The organism is Bradyrhizobium sp. AZCC 2176, from assembly GCF_036924645.1.
GTDB lineage: Bacteria > Pseudomonadota > Alphaproteobacteria > Rhizobiales > Xanthobacteraceae > Bradyrhizobium.
The window spans coordinates 1,860,017-1,882,801 of sequence record NZ_JAZHRX010000001.1; the positions used below are offsets into that span (position 1 = coordinate 1,860,017).

Sequence of the window (22,785 nt, forward strand, 5' to 3'; positions counted from 1 at the left end):
TGCAGCGGCGGAAAGATGGTGGGCACGGCGCAAGTGCGCTTTTGCCCATCCTACGATCTTGCGCAAGCGGCGAACGTCTTACACCGACACCGCGTAGAGTTCGTACTCCCCGCGCACCAGCTCGATATGGGCGCGCATCGCGGCCGCAGCACCCGACTTGTCGCCGCGCATGATCGCGACCACGACGCGGTCGTGTTCGGCGTGGGATTTCGCCAGCCGTCCGAGGTTGCGGAACTGGGCGCGGCGGAACGGCTGGACGCGCACCCGCGTCGCCAAGGTCATCTCGGCGATGTAGCCGTTCTGCGAGCCGGCATAGATCGCGTTGTGGAAGCGCTCATTGACCTCGTGAAAGCGCTCGGGATTGCCGGCGTGGCTCAGCACCCGCAATTCCTCGTGAATCCCTTCCAGCTTCTGGCGATCGGCCGGCGGCATCCGCTCGGCGGCGAGGCCGGCGCACAGCGCTTCCAGCTCCGCCATCGCCTCGAACATTTCAGTCAAGCGATCCAGCGAGGGCTGCGCGACGACGGCGCCGCGATGGGCGCGGGCTTCGACTAGGCCGCTCGCCACCAATTGCCGCAGCGCCTCGCGGACCGGCGTGCGCGACACGGAGAAGCGCCGCGCAATATCCGTCTCGTCGAGCGCCGAACCCGGCCGCAGCACGCCGCGCACGATCTCGTCGGCCAACTGCAGCCGCAGTTCTTCCGCGCGCGTGACCTTGTCGCGTTGCAATGACGGCCGATCGACGCGGCGAACCGTGGTTTCCGGGAGATCCTCCAGGCTCATGTCGCTTGACCCTGTGCTTCGTTGATGATGCTGACATGGGCGGCGACGACCTTCCAGCCATCGGCAAAGCGCACCCAGGTCTGCATCTGCCGTCCTACCTTGCCGGGTAAGGATTCGGGATAGAACAGCGTCGAGGCGACGGCAGTGTCGCGGCCATAGGTCGTGATCACGGTCTTGTCGGTCCTGCGGCCGAGCCCGACCGGCGAGCGCGCCGCGCGAAACGCCATGATCTCCTCGTAGCCATAGAGATTTTCACCGACGCCGTAGCGCAGCGTGCGGGGATCGTTGCGGAACAATTCGTCGAGCACCGCAATGTCATTCGACACCAGCGCCTTTTCATAGCGCGCGAATTGCGCGGTGACTTCGGCCAGCACGTCGGGAAGATCGATCTCCATCGCTACAATCCTCTCGGCGGCGGCGCAGCGGCAACGCCCATCTGTTCCAGCGCGTGCGCGACGCGCAGCGCAATATCCTCCCGCCACGGCGCAGCAATGATCTGCACGCCGATCGGCATCGGCTCCAGCGGCACCGGCACTGCAACCACGGGCAGGCCGATGAACGAGATCGGCTGGGTATGGATGCCGATATTGGCGCGCACCGGCAGTTCGACGCCGTCGAGCACGAAGTTTACCTGCCCGAGCTTCGGCGCGATGCAGGGCGTGGCCGGCGCGATGATCACGTCGACCGATCTGAACAGCTCCAGTACCTTTGCGCGATACCAGCGGCGGAATTTTTGCGCGCGATCGACCAGTGGCGCCGGAACCATCGCCCCCGCAATCAGGCGGTCGCGCACCGCCGGATCGAAATCGTTCGGACGCTTGCGCAGGCGGTCGAGATGCAGCGAGGCACCCTCGGTCGTGGTGATCACGTAAGCCGCAGCGCGGGCGCGCGCGGCCTCGGGAATTTCAATCGTTTGCGCGGCATTCAGCGCCTTGGCGACGCGTGCGACAGCCTCGACCGCTTCCGGGAAAACATTCTTCTGGAAATAACCGCCGGCCACCGCGACCCGCAAGCCGTCGATGCCCTGGGCCAGCCGCGAGGCGACCGGCTCAACCGGTCGCGTCGTGCAGGCCGCGTCATCGGCGTCAGGACCCTGCATGGCGTCATAGGCCAGCGCGAGATCGCCGACGCTGCGCGCGAACGGGCCGAGATGATCGAGGCTCGCGACAAAGGGAAACGAGCGCGCGCGCGACAGCCGGCCGTAGGTCGGCTTCAGGCCAAAGATGCCGCAGAACGACGACGGCACCCGGATCGAGCCGTTGGTATCGGACCCCAGGGCGATCGGAACGAGCGCACCGCCGACTGCACTGCCCGAGCCACCCGAAGAGCCGCCGGTCATCCGCGTCGGATCGTGCGGATTGCGCGACGGGCCGTCATGCACATTCTCGCCCGTAAAATCGTAGGCGTATTCGCCCATGTTGAGCGCGCCGACCAAAACGGCGCCTTGAGCCTCCATGCCCTCGATCAGCGTGGCATCGCGCGGCGAGGCTGCGAGATCGCGGTTGATCTTCGAGCCGGCGCGGGTAGCGAGCCCCTTGACGTCAAAAAGATTCTTCACCGCGAACGGCACGCCGGCGAGCGGACCGATCTTCTGACCGGCGGCGACCTTGGCATCGATTGCTTTGGCCGTGGCACGCGCGCGATCCGCGGTGACATCGGTAAAGGAGTTCAGCACAGTATCGTGTTTGGCGATCCGCGCCAGTGCGGCTTCCGTCGCATCGAGCGCGGAAAGCTTGCGATCCGTTACGGCTTGCGCGATCTGTTGCGCCGACATTCCATCTGATTTCACGGTCACGGTCATGGCGCCATCACGCAATGTAGACGCTGGCCGGCTCGGTTTCATCCGGCAGCGGAAACTCGTCGACCAGCCGCGCCAGCCTCAGCGACACTTCGAGGTTCGCGCGTATGGCGGGACGCCAGGCTTCCTCGACCGGCAGCGCGAGCGCTTTCGCAACAGCGTCGATGTAATTATTCAGGGGGTCGGCAGCCATTTCGCTCCCACTCGATTTCTAGTGAACCGGCAACGGCGGATGCGGGATCGCCGTCAGCAATTCCTTCGTATAGGCATCCTGCGGATCGCCGAGCACGCGCTCGGATGTGCCCTGCTCCACGATTCGTCCCGCGCGCATCACGATGACACGATCGCACAGCAAACGCACCACATTCAGATCATGCGACACGAACAAATAGCTCATGCCCATCGATTGCTTGAGATCCTGCAGCAGATTGAGCACCACCGCCTGAACCGAGACGTCGAGCGCCGCCGTCGGCTCGTCGAGGATCACGAGCTTGGGATGCAGCGCAATCGCGCGCGCGATGCCGACGCGGGCCTTCTGGCCGCCGGACAATTGGTGCGGAAAGCGATCGAGCAGGTTGACCGGCAGGCCGACCAGCCCGGCAAGCTCCTCGCAGCGGGCGCGCAAGGCGTCGCGGCCTTTGACATCGCCAAGCTGCAGAAGCGGATCGGCGATGGCTCGCACAGCGGTGAAGCGCGGGTTGAGGCTGTCGGTCGGGTCCTGGAACACCATCTGGATACTCTTGCGCAGCGGCAGCCGCGCAAATGCCTGCGGCAGGATGGCGCCGATCTCTTCGCCGTCGAACAGGATGCGGCCGGAGGTCTGGTCGAGCAGACGCATCACCATCATCGAGGTCGTCGACTTGCCGCAGCCGGATTCGCCGACCAGGCCGACGCTCTCGCCATGGCCGACGGTGAAGCCGATGCCGTCAACCGCGCGGAATATCGCGGCTTCGACCGGCGGCTTGCGGGAGAACAGTTTTGACAACACCGCGCTGGCGCCCTGGCGCGGATATTCCTTCACCAGCTTTTCGACGAGGAGGAGGGGCTTGGTGATGTCGTCACCCCCGGGCTTGACCCGGGGGTCCATCACTGAAGAAGAGCCTTCTGAAGAGTGATGGATGGCCGGGCATTGGCGAGCGGAAGCGACGCCGTTCTTCGGACGGCTATGCCCGGCCATGACAGGAGTCTCGTCCTCCGGCAGCAGATCCCGCAACGACACCCCGATCCTCGGCGTCGCGCGCATCAGTTTCTTGGTATAGGCGTGCTCGGGCCTGGCAAAAATATCCGCCGACTTCGCCGTCTCCACCACCCGGCCCTTTTCCATCACCACCACGCGGTCGCAATAGGCGGCGGCGAGCCCGAGATCATGCGTGATCAGGATCGTCGACATGTGCCGGCGCTTCGTTAGTTCCACGATCAGATCCATCACCGCCTTCTGCGTGGTGACGTCGAGCCCCGTGGTCGGCTCGTCCGCGATCAGGAGCTGCGGATTGCAGGCCAGCGCCAGCGCGATCACCACGCGCTGGCACATGCCGCCGGAGAGTTCGAACGGGTAGGCATGGTAGCGCTCGCGCGGGCGCGCGATCTTGACCTGCTCCAGCGCCTCGATCGCCTTTTCGCCGCGGTCGCTGGCCGCGCTCTGCACGTGCTGGCGCAGCACATCCTCGATCTGATCGCCCACTTTCCGGATCGGATTGAGTGCGGCGCGCGGGTTCTGAAAAATCATCGAGATTTCGCGGCCGCGCAGATCGCGCATCTCGTTTTCACTCGCGGCCTTGACGTCGATGCCGGAGAACATCACCGAACCGTCGGCGATCCTGCCGGCACGGTCGAGAATCCGCATCACGGCATACGACGTCACCGACTTGCCGGAGCCGGATTCGCCGACGATGCCGAGCGTCTCGCCCTTGGCCACGGAAATGTTGACGTGCTGCACGGCTTTCACGATGCCGCGTCGCGTGGTGAATTCGACGGTGAGATCGCTGACGTCGAGCAAAGGCTGGGCGGTCATGACGACCTCCGCAAAAATATCGAAAACAACCCCATGCAAAGTAGAACGGTCAGGACCCCTGTCGCATTCCCCTTGCGGGGGCCGAGACGAGCAAAGCTTGAGTCAACCATCACGTCCTCCGCTGCGGATCGACGATGTCGCGCAGGCCGTCGCCGAGCAAATTGAAGCAGAACACCGCGATCATCAGCGCAAGCCCGGGGAACAGCGCGATCCACCATTCGCCCGAAACCATGAAGCCTGCGCCCTCCGCGACCATGATGCCCCATTCCGCCGTCGGCGGCCGCACGCCGAGCCCGATGAAGGAGAGCCCGGCGGCGTTGAGGATCGCATAGCCCATGGTCAGCGACATCTGCACGATCATGATCGGCATGATGTTGGGCAGGATGTGCACCAGCAGAATCCGCATTTCGCCGTTGCCCGACAACCGCGCCGCCTGCACGAAGCCGGCATCGCGGCGCACGTTCGCTTCGGCCCGCGCGACGCGCGCGTAGAGCGGAAAGTTCACGATCGCGGTCGCGATGATGATGTTCTGTACGGTATTGCCGAGCGCCGCCACGATGCCCATTGCCAGCACGAACAGCGGAAACGCCATGATGGTGTCGGCGATGCGGCCGACGATGCGGTCGGTCCAGCCGCCGAAATAGCCGGCGGCGATGCCGGCAAGGCCCCCCATCAGGAACACCAGCGCCACGGAGGCAACCGCGATGAACGTATCGAGCCGCGTGGCGACGACGACGCGACTGAAAATGTCGCGGCCCAACTGGTCGGTGCCGAACCAGTGCGCCGCCGACGGCGGCTTCAGGGCTGACGCGGTATCGCTGGCGAGCGGATCGTAGGGCACGATGGTGGGGCCGAAGATCGCCGCGAACAGGATGATGATCAACAGGCCGAAAGCGAACGCCGTGACGCGGTTTTCGCCGAGCACGTAGCGGGTATGTTCGAAGACCGCAGCCAATCCCGAGGTACGTGCGGGACCGGCGGGTTCAACGGCAGGCGCAACGCTACTCATGTTCCAACCTCACCCTTCCAGCCGCACGCGCGGATCGATTACGCCGTAGAGAATGTCGATGATCAGATTGAGCAGCACGTACATGACCGCCATGGTCAGCACGAAACCCTGCACCGGCGCGAAGTCCGATGAGATCAACGCTTCCACCGCGTAGGAGCCGATACCGGGCCAGGCGAAGACTTTTTCGACCAGCACGTTGGCGCCCAGCAGGAACGAGAACACCATGCTGAGCGTGGTGATCACCGGCAGCATGGCGTTGCGAAACGCGTAGGTTACGATCACGGTCGACGGCGACAGCCCGCTGGCGCGCGCGGTGCGGACGAAGTCGGACGCCAGCACCGCCAGCATCGAGGCCCGCGTCATGCGCGCGATCGGCGCCAGCGAGAAGATCGCCAGCGTCGCCGCCGGCAGGATCATCTGGCTCAGCGCCGAGCGAAACGTCTCGAATTCGCGCGCAATCAGCGCGTCGATCAGATAGAGGCCGGTCACGGCCGGTGGCGCGCTGTAGAACACGTCGAGCCGGCCGAGCGGCGCCGGCGACCAGCCGAGCCTGAAATAGAAGACATAGACCAGCACGAGGCCTGTAAAGAACACCGGCAGCGATACGCCGGCCGTCGTGGTGACGCGGCAGAGATGGTCGATCCAGGAGCCCGGCCGGGTGGCGGCGAGCATGCCGAGCGGAATCGCGATCGCGATCGAAACGACGAGGCCGAGCAGCGTCAGTTCGGCGGAAGCCGGCAGGCGGTTGCGGATTTCGGTCGCGACCGGCTGGCCCGTGGTCAATGAGTTGCCGAAATCGCCATGCGCGAGATCGTTGGTGTAGCGCAGGAATTGCTCGATCAGCGGCTTGTCGAAGCCGAGTTTCTTGCGGATCTGCTCGATCGCTTCCTTGCTCGCCGCGGGCCCGGCGAAATAAGCGGCCGGGTCACCCGGCAGCGCGCGCGTCAGGAGGAATGTCACGATCACGACCCCGATCAGCGACGGGATCGCGAACATCAGCCGCTTGCCGATCATGGTCAGCATGGGGTGCGCTCCTTGCTCCGCAAGGAGCGCGCGAATAGCGAATGGCGAATGGCGAATAGATATCCGCGGCCGTTCGTCACCATTCGCTGCTCCCTATTCGCTGGCCACTCGCCATTCGCCCGCTCACGCCTTTACCAGCGCGCGATAATCCAGACGCCGGTGGAACCAGTATTGATAGCCCGACACATTCTTCTGCATCGCGACGTTGACGTAGGGCTGATACAGCGGAATGCGCGGGATGTCCTTGAAGGCGAGATCGACAAAACCTTTTACATCGGTGTCGTATTTGCTGGTGTTGCCGGTGGCCGCGGCGTCGACGGCGCCGCTGATGAATTCGTCCATCGCCTTCGACTGGTAGCTCATGGTGTTGAAGATCGAATTCTTGCCGTCGTAGCACCAGATGAAGAAATATTCGGGGTAGTCGAGCCAGCCGGAGAACACGTTGGTGTAGAGCGGCAGCACCTTCTTGTTGAGTTCGGTGCGCCAGTTGGCGCCGGGGATCTTGTTGATGGTGGTCTTGATGCCGATCTGGGCGAGGCTCTCCTGCACCAGCACGCAGAGTGGTTCGTTGACGCCGGCAAAGCCGAGATCGAACGACAGCGTTGTCTCGAAACCGTTGGGATGACCGGCCTCCGCCAGCAGCGCCTTGGCCCTGGCGATATCGGTGACGTATTTGGTCGGCTGCGGCCACGCTACTTCGGTCGCCTTGTCGGCAGCGGCGCCGAACATTGGCTTGGCGAGACCGAACAGCACCGCATCCATGATCTTCTGGTAGGGGATCGCGCAGGCGACGGCTTCGCGAACCTTGGGGTTGTCGAACGGCGGGATCTTGACGTTCATGCCGATATACTGGACGCCGTTGGAATACGGCACCGAGACGATGTTGAGCTTGCCGTTGTCCTTCAGCTCGACGAAATCCTTGTTCGGCAGATCGTAGGAGATGTCGGCATCGCCGCGCTCCAGGAGCGCGCGCCGGTTGCCGGCCTGCGGTACCATGCGCCAGATCACGCGCTTGACTTTCGGCATTGGGCCGCCAACCCAGGCGTCATTGCGCTCCATGATGACTTCGGTACCGGCGGTCCACTTTGTCACCTTGTAGGCGCCGGAGCCCGCGGTCTGCTGCTTGGTGTATTCGAGTCCCCAGGGATCCTTCTCGGCGGCGTTCTTCTTCACCAGTTCCGAGTTGACGACGCAGGGCACGATGACCGCAAGGTCAGGAATCGTGAGACGGTCCTTCTTGGCGAAATCGACCCGCACGGTGTTGTCGTCGACGACGACGAACTGGTCGGTCTTGGTCAGAGAGCCTGCGCCCATCTGGAACGTCGGGAAACCACCGACGCTCACCGCGCGATCGAGCGACCACTTGACGTCCTTGGCCGTGACCGGCGTGCCGTCGTGGAACGTGGCTTTCTTCTTCAGCTTGAAGGTGACCGACATGTCGCCGACGTTCATGTCCTCGGCGAGTTCGGGCTTGAACTTGTCGCGATCGTAATACGGCACGCCGCCCGGACCGCTCTTCATCTCGTGGCTGATCAGGCGGTCGTAGCAATTCCACGACACTTCATAGCCGGGCACGTTGGTGCCGACGCCATGAATGTCGAGATTGTTGGGGCCGCTTTCCGAGACGATCAATAGCGTCTCAGACCGCGCATCAGCCTTGGCCGCGGACCAGATCGCCGGCGCGGGCACCATCGCGCCCGCGGCAACTCCGGTGACGGATTTCAGGAAATCGCGACGCTTCATGGGTGATGCTCCAAACGCCTGAGGAAAATGGCTTTGGAACTGGAATCGCAAGGTTTGTGCCAATCCTTAAAGGAAAGCTAACCCTCACCTAAGATACTGATCTATCTAACGGATCGGCGATTCTCCGGAATTTCTCGGCAGTCGATTCGGACCTGGATTGCATACAAAGAAGCATATTTGCCTATTTTTCTTGCAGCTATTTGACCCGCTCCTTTGCTGTGCGGCCTCCGGCGCTCCCTTCAAATCGGCCAAAGCAAATCCTGCAATTCGAGGAGGTCAGCGGCCTTCTCTTGCCATCCCTCGATACAGACGTGCCTGACGGGATCGCTCGCCCGATGGAGCAGCATCAGCGCCATCAGCCGCCGCTTCAGGTCGGAATTGATCTCCGCGGCTGAATATCCGTACCCCACAAAAAGACTTCGCACGCGACGCGGCATGCCGGCGGTCATGAAGGCGCTCGGGCCAAGCAGGTCATATTCGCCCCACCCGGTCATCACGTCGCCGAAATCGAACAGGCCCGCGAGGTGCCAGCGGTCGCCATCGCGCCTCAACAGGAAATTCTCCGGAATATATTCGCCGATCAGAATCACCGGCGGCTTGTCGAACGGAATGAGCGCCGCCGCATCGCGCAGCAATTCGTCCAGCCCATCCAGGAATTTCTGCGGCAATCCGAGGCGCTCGTGCCGGGCGCGGCATCCCGCGATTTGCCCTCGCATGAAACCGCCCCAGTCCGGCTCGATCCGGGCCAACGCGCCGATCGGGGCGCGCTGCACCTCGGCAACGGTCTCGCCGATTTCCGCCAGCACACGCTCCTTTTCCTGTTCCGGCAGAGACGGCCACGCTTGCGCGCCCAGGATGCCCGGCAGCCGCGTGATGACGAGATAGGGCCATCCGTCGCGCTCGCCTTCGGCGACGATTTCGGGGATCGCGATCCGAAGCCGTCCGCGAAGCTGCGCGAGCGAGCCGCGTTCCGAGACGCATTGGGAACGAAGAAAGGGCGGGAAAATCTTCAGGATGAGTTTCTCGTCAAGCGCCATGACGACGTTGGTGCCGGTGGCGAAGACATGCGGTGCCGCGCACGCCAGGCCGTGGCTGCGGGCGATGTCGAGCGCGATCGGCACCCATTGCGCCGGCTCTTCGCGCCAGGCCCGGAAGGGCTCGTAATCTGTGAATGCCGGCAGTGATGCAGTCATGGTGGCCTGACTTCGTTTGTCGTCATTGCGAGGAGCGAAGCGACGAAGCAATCCATGTCTCCGCAAGTGGCGCCATGGATTGCTTCGCTTCGCTCGCAATGACGGAGAGGATGGCTATCTATCCGGGTTCGCCCGCTCGAACTGGCGCAGCAGGCGGTTGCCGCGCTCGACGGCGAGATCAAGCGCTGCCTGCGCGGACTGCTTGCCGCTGAAAACCTGCTCGAGTTCTTCGTCGATCACGCCGCGGATCAGCACAAAGGACCCAAGCCGGATTCCCTTCGAGTTCTCGGTCGGCGGCTTCAAGGTCAGTTGCTCGATACCGATCGCCGCGCCGGGATCGCGATCGTAAAAGCCCTGTGCGCGGGTGAGGTCGAAGGCGGCGCGGGTGATCGGCAGATAACCGGTGTTCTGATGCCAGGCGGCCTGGACTTCCGGCTTCGAGAGATAGGCGAAGAATCGCGCGACGCCGGTGTATTCGGTACGCGGCCGGTCGCGCAGCACCCATAGGGTGGCGCCGCCGATGATGGAGTTTTGCGGGGCACCGGCGATTTCGGGCCGGTACGGGACCATGCCGTAACCGACCTCGAATTTGGAATTGGCCTTGATGTCCGCGCGCGTCCCGGACGAGCCGATGAAGATCGCACATTCGCCTTTTTGAAAGCGCGGCTCGGCAGATTGCCCGCGGCCGCCATAGTAGAAAACTTTCGTCGCCTGCCATTCTGCAAGCTGCGCGATGTGCCGCACCACGTCCTGGTTATTGAAAGTCAGCTCCGCATCGAGCCCGCCAAAGCCATTGGCCCGGGTCGCCAGCGGCAGATTGTGGAATGCGGAAAAATTCTCGACATGGACCCAGGAGGGCCAGGAGGTGGTGAGCCCGCAGGGCGAACCGGCCGCGCGCAGGCGCTTCGCCGCAGCGCCGACCTCGGCCCAGGTCTTCGGCGCCACCTCCGGATCGAGACCGGCGGCACGGAACAGATCCTTATTGTAATAAAGGATCGGCGTCGAGACATTGAACGGGAACGACAGCATGTTGCCGGCGACGTCGGAATAATAGCCGGTCACGGCCGGCAGATACGCCTCCGGCGCGAACGGCTCCGACTGGTCGCGCATCAATTCGTATACCGGATAGATCGCGCCCTTTGCCGCCATCATGGTCGCGGTCGCGATCTCGTTGACCTGAACGATGGCGGGCTGGCTTCGCGAACGGAATGCAAAGATCGCCGCTGTCACCGTCTCGGTGTAGTTGCCCTTGTAGGTCGGCACGATCCGGTAGTCGGCCTGCGACGCATTGAAATCGGCCGCCAGCTTTTCGAGCTGCTTGCCGAGTTCCCCCGACATCGCGTGCCACCACATGATCTCGGTGGCGGCCTGCGCCGGAGACGCAAGCGCGGTGGCGGCGAGCGCTGCGAATTGCAAGAATCTCAAGACCAATTTCACGGTGACTATCCTGCTCTGCCGCGCCGGCGATGTACCTGCTCGCCGCACCCTCATAAATCCCTCAGACCGCGGCTTCAATCCGCTCGGCATCACCGCAGCGCACAACACAATTTAAGATTGCAGCGAGATTATCAGTATTACCCACCGCATATCCCCCGCCAGCCCAGCCTTCAATAGCCAAACATCGGTAAATTCTGCTAAAAATGCGTTGAACCTTTTCTCCCCGCCGCAGACTCCATCTCTAAGGGGATTGTCGCCTGTGTATCGCCGCGCCGACCTTTCGCGGACCGTCGTGCTTGTTGTCGCGCTGTTGCTTACGGCGGTTTCAACGAGGGTTTTTGCGCGCGAGTTTCGTATCCCAGATCCCCAGAGCGAGAGGCATCCGATCGATGCGTTCCATTCCCGCCGGTCCGGCGCGGAACAGGAAGCCCGAGAACATATCAGGACCGGCGCAGCCGACCTCAACCGTACCATCGTTGCATTGATCGGGGGGACGACGCCGGTATTGATCGCGCATCTTCGTGGAGTGGAGTGAATTTGACCGGCGCACCGCAACAACAGCGAGCAGCGGAACGGCCGGCGAGTTTCGCCGCGCGCGGCCGGTTTCGCGTCGTGCAGTGGCTGCGCGCGGTGCCGATCCGCTGGCGCATCCTGTCGATCGCGGCATTGAACTCCGCCGTCGTCGTGGTGCTCGCCGTATTGATCTGGAACGGCGCCAAGGTGCTGGATTCGGCCTGGGACGACGTCCGGCAGGTCCGGGAGTCCGACAAGATCCTGGCGCTGCTGGAAAGCGAAACCAGCCGGCTGCAGAACCTGATCCACCGCTACATCAACCAGCCGAGCCCGGAGCTGTTCGCCGAGATCCTGCTGCTGCGCGAAGCGGTGCTCGGCACCCTCACCACGCGCGCCGCCAACGACCCGATGCTGTCAGGATCGGTCGCGCGGCTCGAGCACGTCACCGACCGTTTCCTCAACGGCTTTGGCGAATTGCGCGCCGTGCAGGCCACCATCACCAAGACCTATGAGCAGCAGGTGCTGGGCCCCGCGCGCGAAATGGCCGGGCTGTATTCGATCATCGAGGGCGCCACCGGCCATCGCGACGCGCAGATCTGGCCGTCGCTCGGAAGATCCCGTGAAGCGTTCACGGCCATGCTGGTCGCCGCCAACGCCTATTATCTGTCGCCCGCCTCGGCCTCCGCTGAGGACGCCCGCAGAAATACCGAGACGATCGAGAAGACCATCCCCGTGATGACCGACCTCGCCGACAACGACCTGCAGCGCATGGCGCTGACGCGGCTGCAGGCGCGCACCGTGGCGCTGCGCGAGGGGATGGCCAAGCTGACCGAGCAACTCGCGATCCGGACCGAACTGCTGCGCAACACCATCGACGCCAGCCAGGCCGAGGCCATCGGCGTCATCGACGAGTTGTCGGGCAAGATGCGCCAGCGCGAGCAGAAGGCGCAGGAGACATTCGACAGGACGCTGTCGGCCATCTCGCGCCGGGTGCTGTCGATCGCCGTGATGTTCCTCGGCGTCATCCTGTCCGCCGGCGTTCTGATCGCGCTCTCGATCCGTCTGCCGCTGCAGCAGATCCTGGCGGCGATGCATGCGATCACCTCCGGCAACTACGATCGCCGCGTCCAGGGCACCACCGCCAGGGACGAGGTCGGCGCCATGGCGCGCGCGGTGGACGTGTTCCGCGAAAACGCCATCGCCAAGCGCAAGACCGAGGACGAGCTGCGCGCCTCGAAGGAACGGGCCGAAAGCGCGCTGCTCGAACTCAACACCGCGCAGCAGAACCTGATCGACGCCGAACGGCTGGCGGCACTCGGCGGGCTGGTCGCCGGCGTCGCCCATGAGGTCAACAACCCGATCGGCATCAGCCTGACGGTGGCCTCGAGCTTCGCGCGCCGGGCTGAGACGTTCGAGCAGGAATTGCGCACCGAGCCGCTGCGCCGCTCCAAGCTCGACGAATTCGTCAAGAGCTCGCGCGATGCAGCAGGGCAACTGGTGGCGAACCTGCACCGCGCTGGCGAGCTGATCCAGTCGTTCAAGCAGGTGGCGGTGGACCGCTCGCATGCCGAGCGCCGGCAATTCAACCTGAGCGAGGCCACCGACCAGATCGTCGCCAGCCTGAAGCCGGTGCTGAAGAAGGCGGCGATCACGCTGTCGGTGGACGTGCCGGAAGGGCTTTTCATCGACGGCTATCCCGGCTCCTACGGCCAGATATTAACCAATCTCTTCCTCAACGCCGCCAATCATGCCTTTACCGACGGCCGTTCCGGGGCGATCTCGATCTCGGCACGGGGGCGCGGCAGCGACGATGTCGAGATCATTTTTGCCGACAACGGGGCCGGAATGACGCCGGACGTGCAGCGGCAGGCGTTCGACCCCTTCTTTACGACGCGCCGCAACGAAGGCGGTACCGGGCTGGGCTTGCATATCGTCTATAATCTTGTCACTCAACAGCTCGGCGGCCGGATGATGCTGGAGTCAAGGCTGGGACAAGGCACCACCTTCCGCATTATCATGCCGAAAGTCGCCAAGGGCGGATCCACGAGTACAGACCAGACAGCAGCCGACGGAACTTCTCAATGGCCGAACAGGACGATGTCCTCCACCTGATCGACGATACCGGAGTAGCTCCGGAGGACTCGTCCGCCCGCAAGTGGAAGATCGCCGTCATCGACGACGATGCCGCGGTGCACGAGGGCACCCGCTTTGCGCTGAGCGACTACAATTTGCACGGCGCGACGCTGGAAATCCTCTCCGCCTATTCCGCGGCCGAAGGCCGCACCTTGATGCGCGACAATCCTGATGTCGCGGCCGTGCTGCTCGATGTCATCATGGAAACCGACGTCGCGGGGCTGGAGCTCGTCGAATACATCCGCAACGAGATCAAGAACGAAACCGTCCGCATCATTCTGCGCACCGGCCAGCCGGGACAAGCGCCCGAGCGCCGCGTCATCGTCCAGTACGACATCAACGACTACAAGGCCAAGACCGAGCTGACGGCCGACAAGCTGTTCACCTCGCTCACCGCGGCGCTGCGCAGCTACCAGCAGCTCGAGCGCATGGTGCAGACCAGGCGCGGGCTTGAAATCATCATCGACGCCGCCTCGACGCTCTACGACTTCAAATCGATGCAGCGGCTTGCGGAGGGCGTGTTGACGCAGCTCGCCTCGCTGCTCAATGTCGACTGCGCCGGCATCCTGGTGCTGCGCGACGACGGCGCCTCGGGGAGCGAATTCTCGGTCCTCGCAGGCTCGGGCTGCTACAGCCGCTTTATCGGCACCACGAGTTCGAAGGCGCTCGATCCGGATCTGCGGGTGATGGTGGAAGCCGCCTTCCAGCGCCGCAAAAACGAGTTCGCCGACCACCGCAGCGTGCTCTATTTGCGCACCGGAAGCGGTCGCGAAGTGGTGGTGCTGCTGCAGGCCGAGCGCCAGCTCTCCGACACCGATCGCGCGCTGGTCGAGATTTTCTCCAGCCGGCTGTCGATCGCATTCGACAACGTCATCCTCTACCGGCAACTGCACGAGGCCAATACCCAGCTCGAGGACCGCGTCGCCCAGCGCACCCGCGCGCTGATGCAGGCCAACCGAAGACTCTCGGCGCAGTGGCTGCGGCTGCAGCGCGCCAACGGCTTCAAGAACGAAATTCTCGGCACCGTCGCCCACGATTTGAAGAATCCGCTCGGCGTGATCCTCGGCCGCACCGAAATGCTGACCGAGCTGATCGGCGCCGGCTCGCCCAAGGAGAACGTCACCGCCCAGGTCGAGCATATCCGGGACGCCACCAAGCGCCTGACCTCGATGGTCGATCACCTGATTTCGGATGCGATGGCGGATGCCTTCGACATCACCATCCGTCGCGAACCGGTCGATATCGCAGCGCTCGTGACCGAGGTCGCCGATTCCAACCTGCCCTCGGCGGTCAACAAGCAACAGGCCATCACCGTATCCGCCCCGCCGAATATCGTCACCATGTGCGATGCCGACCGGATCCGCGAGGCGATCGACAACCTCGTCAGCAACGCCATCAAATACTCGCCGATCGGCGGCAAGATCACGGTGGCCGTTGCCCATGAGGGCGGCGACACGGTGATCCGAATCGCCGACCAGGGCGCCGGCCTTTCGCCGGAGGATCTCGGCCGGCTGTTCGGCCGCTTCCAGCGGCTCTCGGCCAAGCCGACGGCCGGAGAAAGTTCGACCGGCCTGGGACTGTCGATCGTCAAACGTATCATCGACATGCATGGCGGCCATGTCACCGCCGATAGTGCCGGCCCCGGACAGGGATCGACGTTTACCGTTACACTGCCTGCGACAGAAACGACATGACCAAGAGCCCGCACATCATCATTGTCGATGACGAGGCACCGGCCCGCGAGATGGTCGGTGATTACCTCAAGATGCACGGCTTTGGCGTTACGCTGTGCGACGGCGGCAAAAGCCTGCGCGCCGTAATCGAGACCAACGTGCCCGACCTCGTGGTGCTCGACCTCAACATGCCCGAGGAAGACGGGCTGTCGATCATCCGCGACCTCAAGAGCCGCATCAACGTTCCCGTCATCATGCTGACGGCCACCGCAAGCCCGATCGACCGCGTCGTTGGCCTCGAACTCGGTGCCGACGACTACATCGCAAAGCCCTGCGAGCTGCGCGAACTGATGGCGCGCATCCGCTCGGTACTTCGCCGCAGCACGCCCGCCAGGGCCGCGGCTGCGCCTGAGGCTGCGGCTGCAAAGGCGGAGAAGGAACAGCTAGTGCGGTTCGGCACCAAATGGCTCGACCTCGAAGCCCAGGCGTTGCGCGACGACGAAGGCAACGAGCATCCGCTGACGGCGTCCGAATTCGGCCTGCTGAAAGTGTTCGCCGCAAATCCGAAGCGCGTGCTGTCGCGCGAGCGGCTGCTGGAATTGGCCAATGCGCGCGATGCCGAAGCCTTCGACCGCGCCGTCGACCTGCGCATCATGCGCATCCGGCGCAAGATCGAAATCGACCCGACCAAGCCCGCCGTAATCCGCACGATCAGAGGCGGCGGCTATCTGTTCTCGCCGACGGGCGAGAAGGGCTAGGTCTTTCTCCGTCGTCCCTGCGAACGCATGCGTTCGCAGGGACGACGATCGCCTGCTCGGAACTAATCCGCATCTGAAATCCTCCAATTTTCCGCATATTGAAATTACTGGCATTTTCGCCCCGAATGTTTCGTCGCAGGCCCCGCGACGAAACAATTCTCTCCTGCACGAAACCATTTTTCCCTTTTGGTGCAGACGTCCCGAAACCGAGCCTAATTAACAATCCTCCCAACGAAACGCCGCCCGGCGTCGGAATTGGGAGCCTGTCATGTCGAACGTCATCGCCATCAACGCCGCAGCCAAGAAGTCGATTGCCGCCGCCCGTGCGACATCCGACGAAATGCTGCTGCAGAGTATTGCCAAGGGCGACCGCACGGCGATGCATGTGCTTTATTCCCGTCATAACGTCCGGGTTTACCGCTTCGTGCTGCGCATGGTGCGCGACACCACGATGGCGGAAGACCTCGTCAGCCAGGTGTTCCTCGACGTGTGGCGGACCGCCAGCCAGTTCGAGGGCCGCTCGCAGGTTTCGACCTGGCTGCTGTCGATTGCCCGTTTCAAGGCGCTGACCGCGCTGCGCCAGCGCAAGCATGAGGACATCGAGCAGGAAGACGTGCTCGAGATCGCCGATGGGGCCGACACGCCGGAGGCCTCGCTCGACCGCAGCAACACCAGCGCGATCCTGCGCGCCTGCGTCGCCAAGCTGTCGCCGGCCCATCGCGAGATCATCAATCTGGTGTACTACCATGAGAAGTCGGTGGAAGAGGCCGGCGCGATCATCGGGATTCCCCAGAGCACGGTGAAGACCCGGATGTTCTATGCCCGCAAACAATTGGCCGAGTTGCTTAAGGGCGCCGGCGTGGACAGCCTCGCTGCATAAAGCGACGCTGTTTCAATAGGTTGACACAGCATTGGGAGCGAAAAACGGGTCGATTTCGGCGGACAAAGCTTACCTCCGACGAAACAAATGAAACAATCGGCGACATCACCCGGAAAAACTCGGCCCCTATACCTTTCACCAACACCGCAACACCAACGCCGAACAGGAGAGCGAACGTGCTGAAGCCGTCCTTCCGCCTTTTCATCGTCCCGCTCGGCGCCGTCGCGACCCTCGCCACCCTCTCGGCCCAGAACGTCCAGCCCCGCGCCCAGCGCGACAGTGGTTCGACGTTCGTGCGTGAACAGGTGGTGGACTGCGGCACCAAGAGTCCCAAGGAGATCTGCGTGATTTCCTACGACAGCGAGACCCCCCGCTGAATTTCTAGCCTCCCAAGCTCTGGACCTCCCAAGTAACCTCCAACGACCCGGCCGGGATGCCCCCCAGCCGGGTCGCTCTGTTTTTGGCGCCTGATTTCGTGTGCGTCGCGCGAAAAAGTCTCACAGAGACGTGACGCCGCCCAGGCCGTCGCGCACGTAACGCCCTGCCCCATCACCGCGAATTTCATCAAGCACCCGGCAATGTCGCGCCGGGACCGGTGATGGACTTTTCGATGCTCAATCTCGTTCTCGCGCTGCTCGCAGGTGTCGTCACCGTGGCTGCCCCTTGCACGCTCCCGATGCTGCCTATCCTCCTCGGGGCATCGGTCGGCCAGTCCGGCAAGGTACGGCCGGCGATGATCGCACTCGGCTTTGTGATGTCATTCTCGATGGTGGCATTGCTGCTGAGTGCGATCACGCGCGTGTTCGATTTCGACCCCAATCATCTGCGAAACGCTGCGGCGGTCGTTCTGGTCGGCTTCGGTTTGCTGATGATCTGGCCGGCACCGTTCGAATGGCTCTCGGTCCGGATCGGCGCCTTCAGCGCCCATTCGGCCGCGTCCCGTCAGGGCGTGATTGGCGGCTTCGTTCTGGGCACCACGCTCGGCCTGGTCTGGACGCCTTGCGCCGGCCCGGTGCTGGGTTCGATCCTGACCGTCATCGCGACATCGAAAGACACTGCCTGGGCGAGCCTGTTGCTCGTCGTCTATGCGATCGGCGCGGCGCTGCCGATGCTCGCGATCGCCTATGGCGGGCAGGCCGTCACCACCCGCGTTCGCAGCGTCGCGCGGATCGCGCCGCGACTGCAGCAAGGGTTCGGCGTCGTCGTGATCGCCTTCGCGCTTCTCTCCTACTTCCAGTACGACACGCTGATCGTGGCGTGGCTGACCGGATTTTACCCCAATGGCCAGATCGGCCTCTGATCCAATGGAGACCACTATGACCCTACCCTCACTCGCCGCATCCGCTGTGATCGCCATGCTTTCTCTCGCGGGCTCGGTAGTACCTGCCTTCTGCGGTGATGCGGCACACGCGACGGAAACGCCGTTCGCCGTCGCCGCAACGCAGGCCACCGCGCCCGATTTCGTCGGCCTCGGCAACTGGTTCAATTCCGCGCCGCTCAAACTGGCCGATCTCCGCGGCAAGGTGGTGCTGGTGAATTTCTGGACCTATGGCTGCGTCAACTGCGTGAACACGCTGCCGCACGTCACCAAGCTCTACGCCAAATACAGGGATCGCGGCTTCGTTGTTATCGGCATCCATACCCCGGAGTTTCCGTTCGAACGTTCGGCGTCCAATGTCCAGACCGCGCTGAAGCGGCACGGCATCACCTATCCGGTGGCGCAGGACAACGATTCGCAGACCTGGAACGCCTACCGTAACCGCTATTGGCCGGCGCAATATATCGTCGACCAGAACGGCAAGATCGTGTTCCAGCACGATGGCGAAGGCCAATACGAGGAGATCGACCGCACCGTGGCGCGGTTGTTAAACGCTGCGAGCTGAGATCACGCAACTCAGGCTGTCACATTACGGCCGCACACTTTGCCGCTTGACGCGGCCACGCCGGCCGTGATGTTTGCCGCCAACGATGGATACCGCGGCAAGCGAGAATGAAGTCAGGCTGCGCAAGGGCACGTCGCTCAATGAGCGGCTCATCCTCGCGGGCGTTGCCGTACTCATGTGTTTGATTGCCTTGCCTGGCCTTAGTCACCTGGCGGACGAATATTGGCTTGGCATCGCCGCCCTGTTTGCGCTGCTGTTCGGATGCGTCCTGCTGGGCGCAGCCTTGCTTGATCGCAACGTCGTCTGGATCATTACGCCAGGCGAAATCCTGATCGGCGAACAACGTCCGTTCGGAAAGTTGCACCGAAGATTGATCAGGGATGATGAAATATCGGGGATGCGTCTTCGAAGGAGCAGCGGCAAATCAATCGAGTTCAGCCTCCTATTCGAGACTGAATCGGGCGATTTGCTTGCCTCGCCCCCGTTGCCGGACATCACGCAGGTGCACCAAACCACTGTCCGAATTGCCCGGCTGCTGCGGCTTCCTAATCCCGCGCCGATCGAGAATCCGCTCGACGCCGCAAATGCCGGGATTCAGCTAGGCAAGCCGGTCAACCCCAAACGGGTGCGAGCATACAGGCTTCTCATCGTGCTGCTTGCCTGCATGCTGAGCATTCCGTTTATCCATGCGCTCTGGAACGACACATTGTCCGCCTTTGGGATCGCCGTCTGGTCGCTCGGCGCGATCGTCGTCTTCGTACTGCTCAGATCCCTCAATCGGATGGCTGCATGCTGGACCGTCCGCGATGGCGCCATCAGGATTGAACGACTGTCGTGGAATGGCACGATGGAAGTGGAAACGATCGGCGGTGACGACGTCGCGACCGTCGACGTCGAGAGCGGCGGTCGCAAGGATAGCCTCTACGTGATCGCAATCCGGCTTCGCACGGGGAAGAAAATCCGAAGCCCGGCGCTGGCCGGCAAGGATCAGACCCGCGCCGTGCAAGCCGAGATCATCCGGCGACTGGGACTGAATCCATCGGCTGCCGGATAGGCTTGCACGCCTGTTCCGCGCGGCACGCAGGTATAATCGTCGCATCGAGCATGGTAAGGTACACGCCTGGTTCGGACGCAATTTTCGAAAACTCCAGTTCGGTTTTTCGAGATCGCGCCTGACGAAACTTGCGACAGGTGGTTGCCGATGTTCGAAGGCTGGGATGCGGTCGTATTGGCCCGGGCGCAGTTTGCATTCACGATGTCGTTCCACATCATATTCCCTGCCTTCTCGATCGGGCTCGCCAGCTATCTCGCCGTGCTCGAAGCGCTGTGGCTTTGGACCGGGCGCGAAGTCTTCATCAACCTGTTCAACTACTGGCTAAAAATCTTTGCCGTCGCCTTCGGCATGGGCGTGGTATCGGGCATCGTGATGTCCTACCAGTTCGGCACCAACTGGTCGGCCTTTTCCGACAAGACCGGCCCGGTGATCGGGCCGCTGATGGCCTATGAGGTTTTGACGGCGTTCTTCCTCGAAGCCGGCTTCCTCGGCGTGATGCTGTTCGGCCTTAAGCGTGTCGGGCCAAGACTGCATTTTCTGGCGACGCTGATGGTCGCGATCGGCACGCTGATTTCGGCGTTCTGGATTCTGTCCGCCAATTCCTGGATGCAGACGCCGGCCGGCCATGCCGTCAATGCCGACGGGCAGTTCATCGCCGCCGACTGGCTGAAGGTGATCTTCAACCCGTCATTTCCCTACCGCCTCGTGCACATGGTGCTGGCGGCGTATCTGACCACCGCGCTGGTGGTCGGCGCGGTCGGCGCCTGGCATCTGCTGCGCGACCGCCATCTCGCGGGCCCGCGCGTGATGTTTTCGATGGCGATGTGGATGGCGACGCTGGTGGCGCCGATCCAGATCCTCGCCGGCGATCAGCACGGGCTCAACACGCTGGAGCATCAGCCGGTGAAGATCATGGCGATGGAGGGGCATTTCCAGAGCCACAAGGACGGTGCGCCCCTGGTCCTGTTCGGCCTGCCCAACCAGAGTGCCGGCAGGGTCGACTACGCGATCGAGGTGCCGAAGCTGGGATCGGTGATCCTCAAGCATTCGCCTGATGCGCCGATGGCCGGCCTCGACACCGTGCCGCGCGAAAACTGGCCGCCGGTGCCGATCACGTTCTGGTCGTTCCGCATCATGGTCGGCATGGGACTGCTCATGCTGGCGCTCGGCCTGTTCAGCCTGTTGATGCGCATGCAGGGCAAGCTCTACGATTCCCGGTTGCTGCACATGTTTGCGGTCGCGATGGCTCCCGCAGGCTTCATCGCCGTGCTGGCGGGCTGGATCACCACCGAGACCGGGCGGCAGCCCTACACGGTGTACGGATTATTGCGGACGCTTGAATCGGCGTCGCCGCTGGCGGCGCCCGCGGTCGCCTCGTCGCTGATCGCCTTCATTATCGTCTATTTCGCCGTGTTCACGGCCGGCGTAATCTATTTGCTGCGCCTGATGGCGGCCCCGCCGCATCCCGGCGAAGAGGGACCGTCGCACGACGTTCCGATCCGCTCGGCCGGCATCACGCCTGCCGCAGGCGCGGCAACCGAGGGGGCCGCCCGATGATCCCGATCGACCTTCCGACCATCTGGGCCTTCATCATCGCTTTTGCGGTGTTCGTCTACGTCGTGATGGACGGCTTCGACCTCGGCCTCGGCATCCTGTTTCCGCTGTTTCCGGAGAAGCGGGATCGCGACGTCGTCATGAACAGTGTCGCGCCGGTCTGGGACGGCAACGAAACCTGGCTGGTGCTCGGCGGCGGCGGCCTGATGGCGGCCTTCCCGCTGGCCTATGCCGTGCTGATGCCGGCGCTCTATACGCCGATGATTGCCATGCTGCTCGGCCTGGTGTTCCGCGGCGTCGCCTTCGAATTCCGCTGGCGCACGACAAGGGAGCGAAACAGGTGGGACATCGCCTTTTTCGGCGGCTCGTTGCTGGCGACGCTGGCGCAGGGCATCGCGCTCGGCGCCATCCTGCAGGGCGTGCATGTCGAGGGGCGGTACTATGCCGGCGGCTGGTGGGACTGGCTGACGCCGTTCAGCATTTTGACCGGCGTGTCGCTGGTGATCGGCTATGCGCTATTAGGGGCGACATGGCTGGTCATGAAGACCGAAGGCGCATTGCGCGACCGCGCCTATCATCTGAGCTGGGTCCTGTTGCTGGCGATGCTGGGCGCCATCGGCGCGGTGAGTATCGCAACCCCGTTCCTTCATGTGCAGTACACGCACCGCTGGTTCGCCTGGCCGAACATCCTCTTTACCGCGCCGGTACCGATCGCAGTCGCCGCGGTCACCGTCCTGTTGCTGCGCAGCCTCGCCAACAAATACGACTACCAGCCGTTCTTCCTGGCGCTGGCGCTGTTCGCGCTGTCCTATGCCGGGCTCGGCATCAGCATGTATCCCTATATCGTACCGCAGAGCATCACGATCTGGCAGGCGGCGGCGCCGGCGAACAGCCAGCTTTTCATGCTGTTCGGCGTCGCCGCGCTGATCCCGCTGATCCTCGGCTATACCGCCTGGGCCTATTGGGTGTTTCGCGGCAAGGTCAAACCCGAGAGCGGATATCATTGATGCCGACAGAGCCAAACCCGCGCCCGCTGACACAGCGCCTGCTGTGGTTCGTCGCGCTGTGGCTTGGCGGCGTCGGCACCGTGGCGCTGATTTCGTTTTGCCTGCGGCTGTGGATCGCGCCGAAATAAGGCAGCGGGGACCTCCCATGAATTGGGCAGTTGACGGAAACAGAAGACATTTCAACTACCTATTCGCCCCACTCGCCCTAAACTTGCCATCAAGCCGGCCCTGAGATTTGATGGTTCCCGAGCGCGATCAGCAAAAGTGGGAACCGGTTTTGCGTCCGATCGCGCTCTGACCTAAAAATGGCGCATGATCTTGTCGCCAAACCGC

The 22,785-nt window shown here is 63.2% G+C and carries 21 protein-coding genes; 11 read left to right on the top strand and 10 right to left on the bottom strand.

The features are described 5' to 3' along the window. Nucleotides 1-78: 78 nt before the first annotated feature. The 10 genes from V1288_RS08500 to ugpB all read right to left on the bottom strand — a co-directional run bounded on the left by V1288_RS08500 (nucleotide 79) and on the right by ugpB (nucleotide 11,051). Nucleotides 79-783: a GntR family transcriptional regulator gene (locus V1288_RS08500; protein WP_334356617.1), complete on the bottom strand. Its 705-nt coding sequence runs from the start codon at nucleotides 781-783 to the stop codon at nucleotides 79-81. After that, nucleotides 780-1,178: an oxalurate catabolism protein HpxZ gene (hpxZ, locus tag V1288_RS08505; protein WP_334356618.1), complete on the bottom strand. Its 399-nt coding sequence runs from the start codon at nucleotides 1,176-1,178 to the stop codon at nucleotides 780-782. Before hpxZ ends, V1288_RS08500 begins: the two co-directional genes overlap by 4 nt. A 2-nt stretch (nucleotides 1,179-1,180) precedes the next feature. Next, nucleotides 1,181-2,557: an AtzE family amidohydrolase gene (locus tag V1288_RS08510; protein ID WP_442894016.1), complete on the bottom strand. Its 1,377-nt coding sequence runs from the start codon at nucleotides 2,555-2,557 to the stop codon at nucleotides 1,181-1,183. Between the two features lie 34 nt (nucleotides 2,558-2,591). After that, nucleotides 2,592-2,774, bottom strand: a complete 183-nt coding sequence (locus V1288_RS08515) for a DUF4089 domain-containing protein (RefSeq protein ID WP_334356620.1) — start codon at nucleotides 2,772-2,774, stop codon at nucleotides 2,592-2,594. 18 nt (nucleotides 2,775-2,792) lie between these two features. Continuing rightward, nucleotides 2,793-4,592, bottom strand: a complete 1,800-nt coding sequence (locus V1288_RS08520; protein ID WP_334356621.1) for an ABC transporter ATP-binding protein — start codon at nucleotides 4,590-4,592, stop codon at nucleotides 2,793-2,795. Nucleotides 4,593-4,701: 109 nt separating this feature from the next. Further along, complete coding sequence (locus tag V1288_RS08525) at nucleotides 4,702-5,601, bottom strand: ABC transporter permease (protein ID WP_334356622.1); 900 nt, start codon at nucleotides 5,599-5,601, stop codon at nucleotides 4,702-4,704. Nucleotides 5,602-5,610: 9 nt separating this feature from the next. Then, a complete protein-coding gene (locus V1288_RS08530) occupies nucleotides 5,611-6,624 on the bottom strand; it encodes an ABC transporter permease (RefSeq protein ID WP_334356623.1) in 1,014 nt (337 codons plus the stop codon). Between the two features lie 123 nt (nucleotides 6,625-6,747). Further along, a complete protein-coding gene (locus tag V1288_RS08535; RefSeq protein ID WP_334356624.1) occupies nucleotides 6,748-8,367 on the bottom strand; it encodes an ABC transporter substrate-binding protein in 1,620 nt (539 codons plus the stop codon). 239 nt (nucleotides 8,368-8,606) lie between these two features. Next, nucleotides 8,607-9,560 (bottom strand): aminoglycoside phosphotransferase family protein, encoded by a 954-nt coding sequence (locus tag V1288_RS08540; protein ID WP_334356625.1) that lies wholly within the window; start codon nucleotides 9,558-9,560, stop codon nucleotides 8,607-8,609. A gap of 114 nt (nucleotides 9,561-9,674) precedes the next feature. Further along, nucleotides 9,675-11,051, bottom strand: coding sequence for a sn-glycerol-3-phosphate ABC transporter substrate-binding protein UgpB (gene ugpB / locus V1288_RS08545; RefSeq protein ID WP_442893929.1), 1,377 nt, complete (start codon nucleotides 11,049-11,051; stop codon nucleotides 9,675-9,677). A gap of 576 nt (nucleotides 11,052-11,627) precedes the next feature. Here ugpB and V1288_RS08550 point away from each other — a divergent pair. The 11 genes from V1288_RS08550 to V1288_RS08600 all read left to right on the top strand — a co-directional run bounded on the left by V1288_RS08550 (nucleotide 11,628) and on the right by V1288_RS08600 (nucleotide 22,580). Next, entirely contained in the window at nucleotides 11,628-13,622 is a 1,995-nt protein-coding gene (locus tag V1288_RS08550; protein ID WP_334361249.1) for a sensor histidine kinase, read from the top strand. Further along, nucleotides 13,592-15,337: an ATP-binding response regulator gene (locus V1288_RS08555; protein WP_334356627.1), complete on the top strand. Its 1,746-nt coding sequence runs from the start codon at nucleotides 13,592-13,594 to the stop codon at nucleotides 15,335-15,337. The genes V1288_RS08550 and V1288_RS08555 overlap by 31 nt, the downstream gene beginning before the upstream one ends. Beyond that, entirely contained in the window at nucleotides 15,334-16,074 is a 741-nt protein-coding gene (locus V1288_RS08560) for a response regulator (protein ID WP_334356628.1), read from the top strand. The genes V1288_RS08555 and V1288_RS08560 overlap by 4 nt, the downstream gene beginning before the upstream one ends. Nucleotides 16,075-16,342: 268 nt before the next feature. Continuing rightward, complete coding sequence (locus tag V1288_RS08565) at nucleotides 16,343-16,954, top strand: sigma-70 family RNA polymerase sigma factor (protein ID WP_334356629.1); 612 nt, start codon at nucleotides 16,343-16,345, stop codon at nucleotides 16,952-16,954. Nucleotides 16,955-17,130: 176 nt separating this feature from the next. Beyond that, the gene (locus tag V1288_RS08570) at nucleotides 17,131-17,331 is read left to right on the top strand and encodes a hypothetical protein (RefSeq protein WP_334356630.1); all 201 of its coding nucleotides are present in this window, start codon (nucleotides 17,131-17,133) and stop codon (nucleotides 17,329-17,331) included. A gap of 233 nt (nucleotides 17,332-17,564) precedes the next feature. Continuing rightward, nucleotides 17,565-18,254, top strand: coding sequence for a cytochrome c biogenesis CcdA family protein (locus V1288_RS08575; protein ID WP_334361250.1), 690 nt, complete (start codon nucleotides 17,565-17,567; stop codon nucleotides 18,252-18,254). Between the two features lie 16 nt (nucleotides 18,255-18,270). Next, nucleotides 18,271-18,837 carry a thioredoxin family protein gene (locus V1288_RS08580; protein WP_334356631.1) on the top strand — a complete coding sequence of 189 codons (567 nt, stop codon included), beginning with the start codon at nucleotides 18,271-18,273 and terminating at the stop codon, nucleotides 18,835-18,837. 85 nt (nucleotides 18,838-18,922) lie between these two features. Continuing rightward, nucleotides 18,923-19,891, top strand: a complete 969-nt coding sequence (locus tag V1288_RS08585) for a hypothetical protein (RefSeq protein ID WP_334356632.1) — start codon at nucleotides 18,923-18,925, stop codon at nucleotides 19,889-19,891. 147 nt (nucleotides 19,892-20,038) lie between these two features. Then, a complete protein-coding gene (locus V1288_RS08590; RefSeq protein WP_334356633.1) occupies nucleotides 20,039-21,448 on the top strand; it encodes a cytochrome ubiquinol oxidase subunit I in 1,410 nt (469 codons plus the stop codon). Continuing rightward, nucleotides 21,445-22,452, top strand: a complete 1,008-nt coding sequence (gene cydB, locus V1288_RS08595) for a cytochrome d ubiquinol oxidase subunit II (protein WP_334356634.1) — start codon at nucleotides 21,445-21,447, stop codon at nucleotides 22,450-22,452. The genes V1288_RS08590 and cydB overlap by 4 nt, the downstream gene beginning before the upstream one ends. After that, nucleotides 22,452-22,580, top strand: coding sequence for a DUF2474 domain-containing protein (locus V1288_RS08600; RefSeq protein WP_334356635.1), 129 nt, complete (start codon nucleotides 22,452-22,454; stop codon nucleotides 22,578-22,580). Before cydB ends, V1288_RS08600 begins: the two co-directional genes overlap by 1 nt. The last annotated feature ends 205 nt before the right edge of the window (nucleotides 22,581-22,785 follow it).

Excerpts from the sequence above, each read along its gene's own strand:
- V1288_RS08500 (WP_334356617.1), bottom strand. The coding sequence starts at position 783 with ATGAGCCTGGAGGATCTCCCGGAAACCACGGTTCGCCGCGTCGATCGG.
- hpxZ (WP_334356618.1), bottom strand. The coding sequence starts at position 1,178 with ATGGAGATCGATCTTCCCGACGTGCTGGCCGAAGTCACCGCGCAATTC.
- V1288_RS08510 (WP_442894016.1), bottom strand. The coding sequence starts at position 2,557 with ATGTCGGCGCAACAGATCGCGCAAGCCGTAACGGATCGCAAGCTTTCC.
- V1288_RS08515 (WP_334356620.1), bottom strand. The coding sequence starts at position 2,774 with ATGGCTGCCGACCCCCTGAATAATTACATCGACGCTGTTGCGAAAGCG.
- V1288_RS08520 (WP_334356621.1), bottom strand. The coding sequence starts at position 4,592 with ATGACCGCCCAGCCTTTGCTCGACGTCAGCGATCTCACCGTCGAATTC.
- V1288_RS08525 (WP_334356622.1), bottom strand. The coding sequence starts at position 5,601 with ATGAGTAGCGTTGCGCCTGCCGTTGAACCCGCCGGTCCCGCACGTACC.
- V1288_RS08530 (WP_334356623.1), bottom strand. The coding sequence starts at position 6,624 with ATGCTGACCATGATCGGCAAGCGGCTGATGTTCGCGATCCCGTCGCTG.
- V1288_RS08535 (WP_334356624.1), bottom strand. The coding sequence starts at position 8,367 with ATGAAGCGTCGCGATTTCCTGAAATCCGTCACCGGAGTTGCCGCGGGC.
- V1288_RS08540 (WP_334356625.1), bottom strand. The coding sequence starts at position 9,560 with ATGACTGCATCACTGCCGGCATTCACAGATTACGAGCCCTTCCGGGCC.
- ugpB (WP_442893929.1), bottom strand. The coding sequence starts at position 11,051 with ATGAGGGTGCGGCGAGCAGGTACATCGCCGGCGCGGCAGAGCAGGATA.
- V1288_RS08555 (WP_334356627.1), top strand. The coding sequence starts at position 13,592 with ATGGCCGAACAGGACGATGTCCTCCACCTGATCGACGATACCGGAGTA.
- V1288_RS08560 (WP_334356628.1), top strand. The coding sequence starts at position 15,334 with ATGACCAAGAGCCCGCACATCATCATTGTCGATGACGAGGCACCGGCC.
- V1288_RS08565 (WP_334356629.1), top strand. The coding sequence starts at position 16,343 with ATGTCGAACGTCATCGCCATCAACGCCGCAGCCAAGAAGTCGATTGCC.
- V1288_RS08575 (WP_334361250.1), top strand. The coding sequence starts at position 17,565 with ATGCTCAATCTCGTTCTCGCGCTGCTCGCAGGTGTCGTCACCGTGGCT.
- V1288_RS08580 (WP_334356631.1), top strand. The coding sequence starts at position 18,271 with ATGACCCTACCCTCACTCGCCGCATCCGCTGTGATCGCCATGCTTTCT.
- V1288_RS08585 (WP_334356632.1), top strand. The coding sequence starts at position 18,923 with ATGGATACCGCGGCAAGCGAGAATGAAGTCAGGCTGCGCAAGGGCACG.
- V1288_RS08590 (WP_334356633.1), top strand. The coding sequence starts at position 20,039 with ATGTTCGAAGGCTGGGATGCGGTCGTATTGGCCCGGGCGCAGTTTGCA.
- cydB (WP_334356634.1), top strand. The coding sequence starts at position 21,445 with ATGATCCCGATCGACCTTCCGACCATCTGGGCCTTCATCATCGCTTTT.
- V1288_RS08600 (WP_334356635.1), top strand. The coding sequence starts at position 22,452 with ATGCCGACAGAGCCAAACCCGCGCCCGCTGACACAGCGCCTGCTGTGG.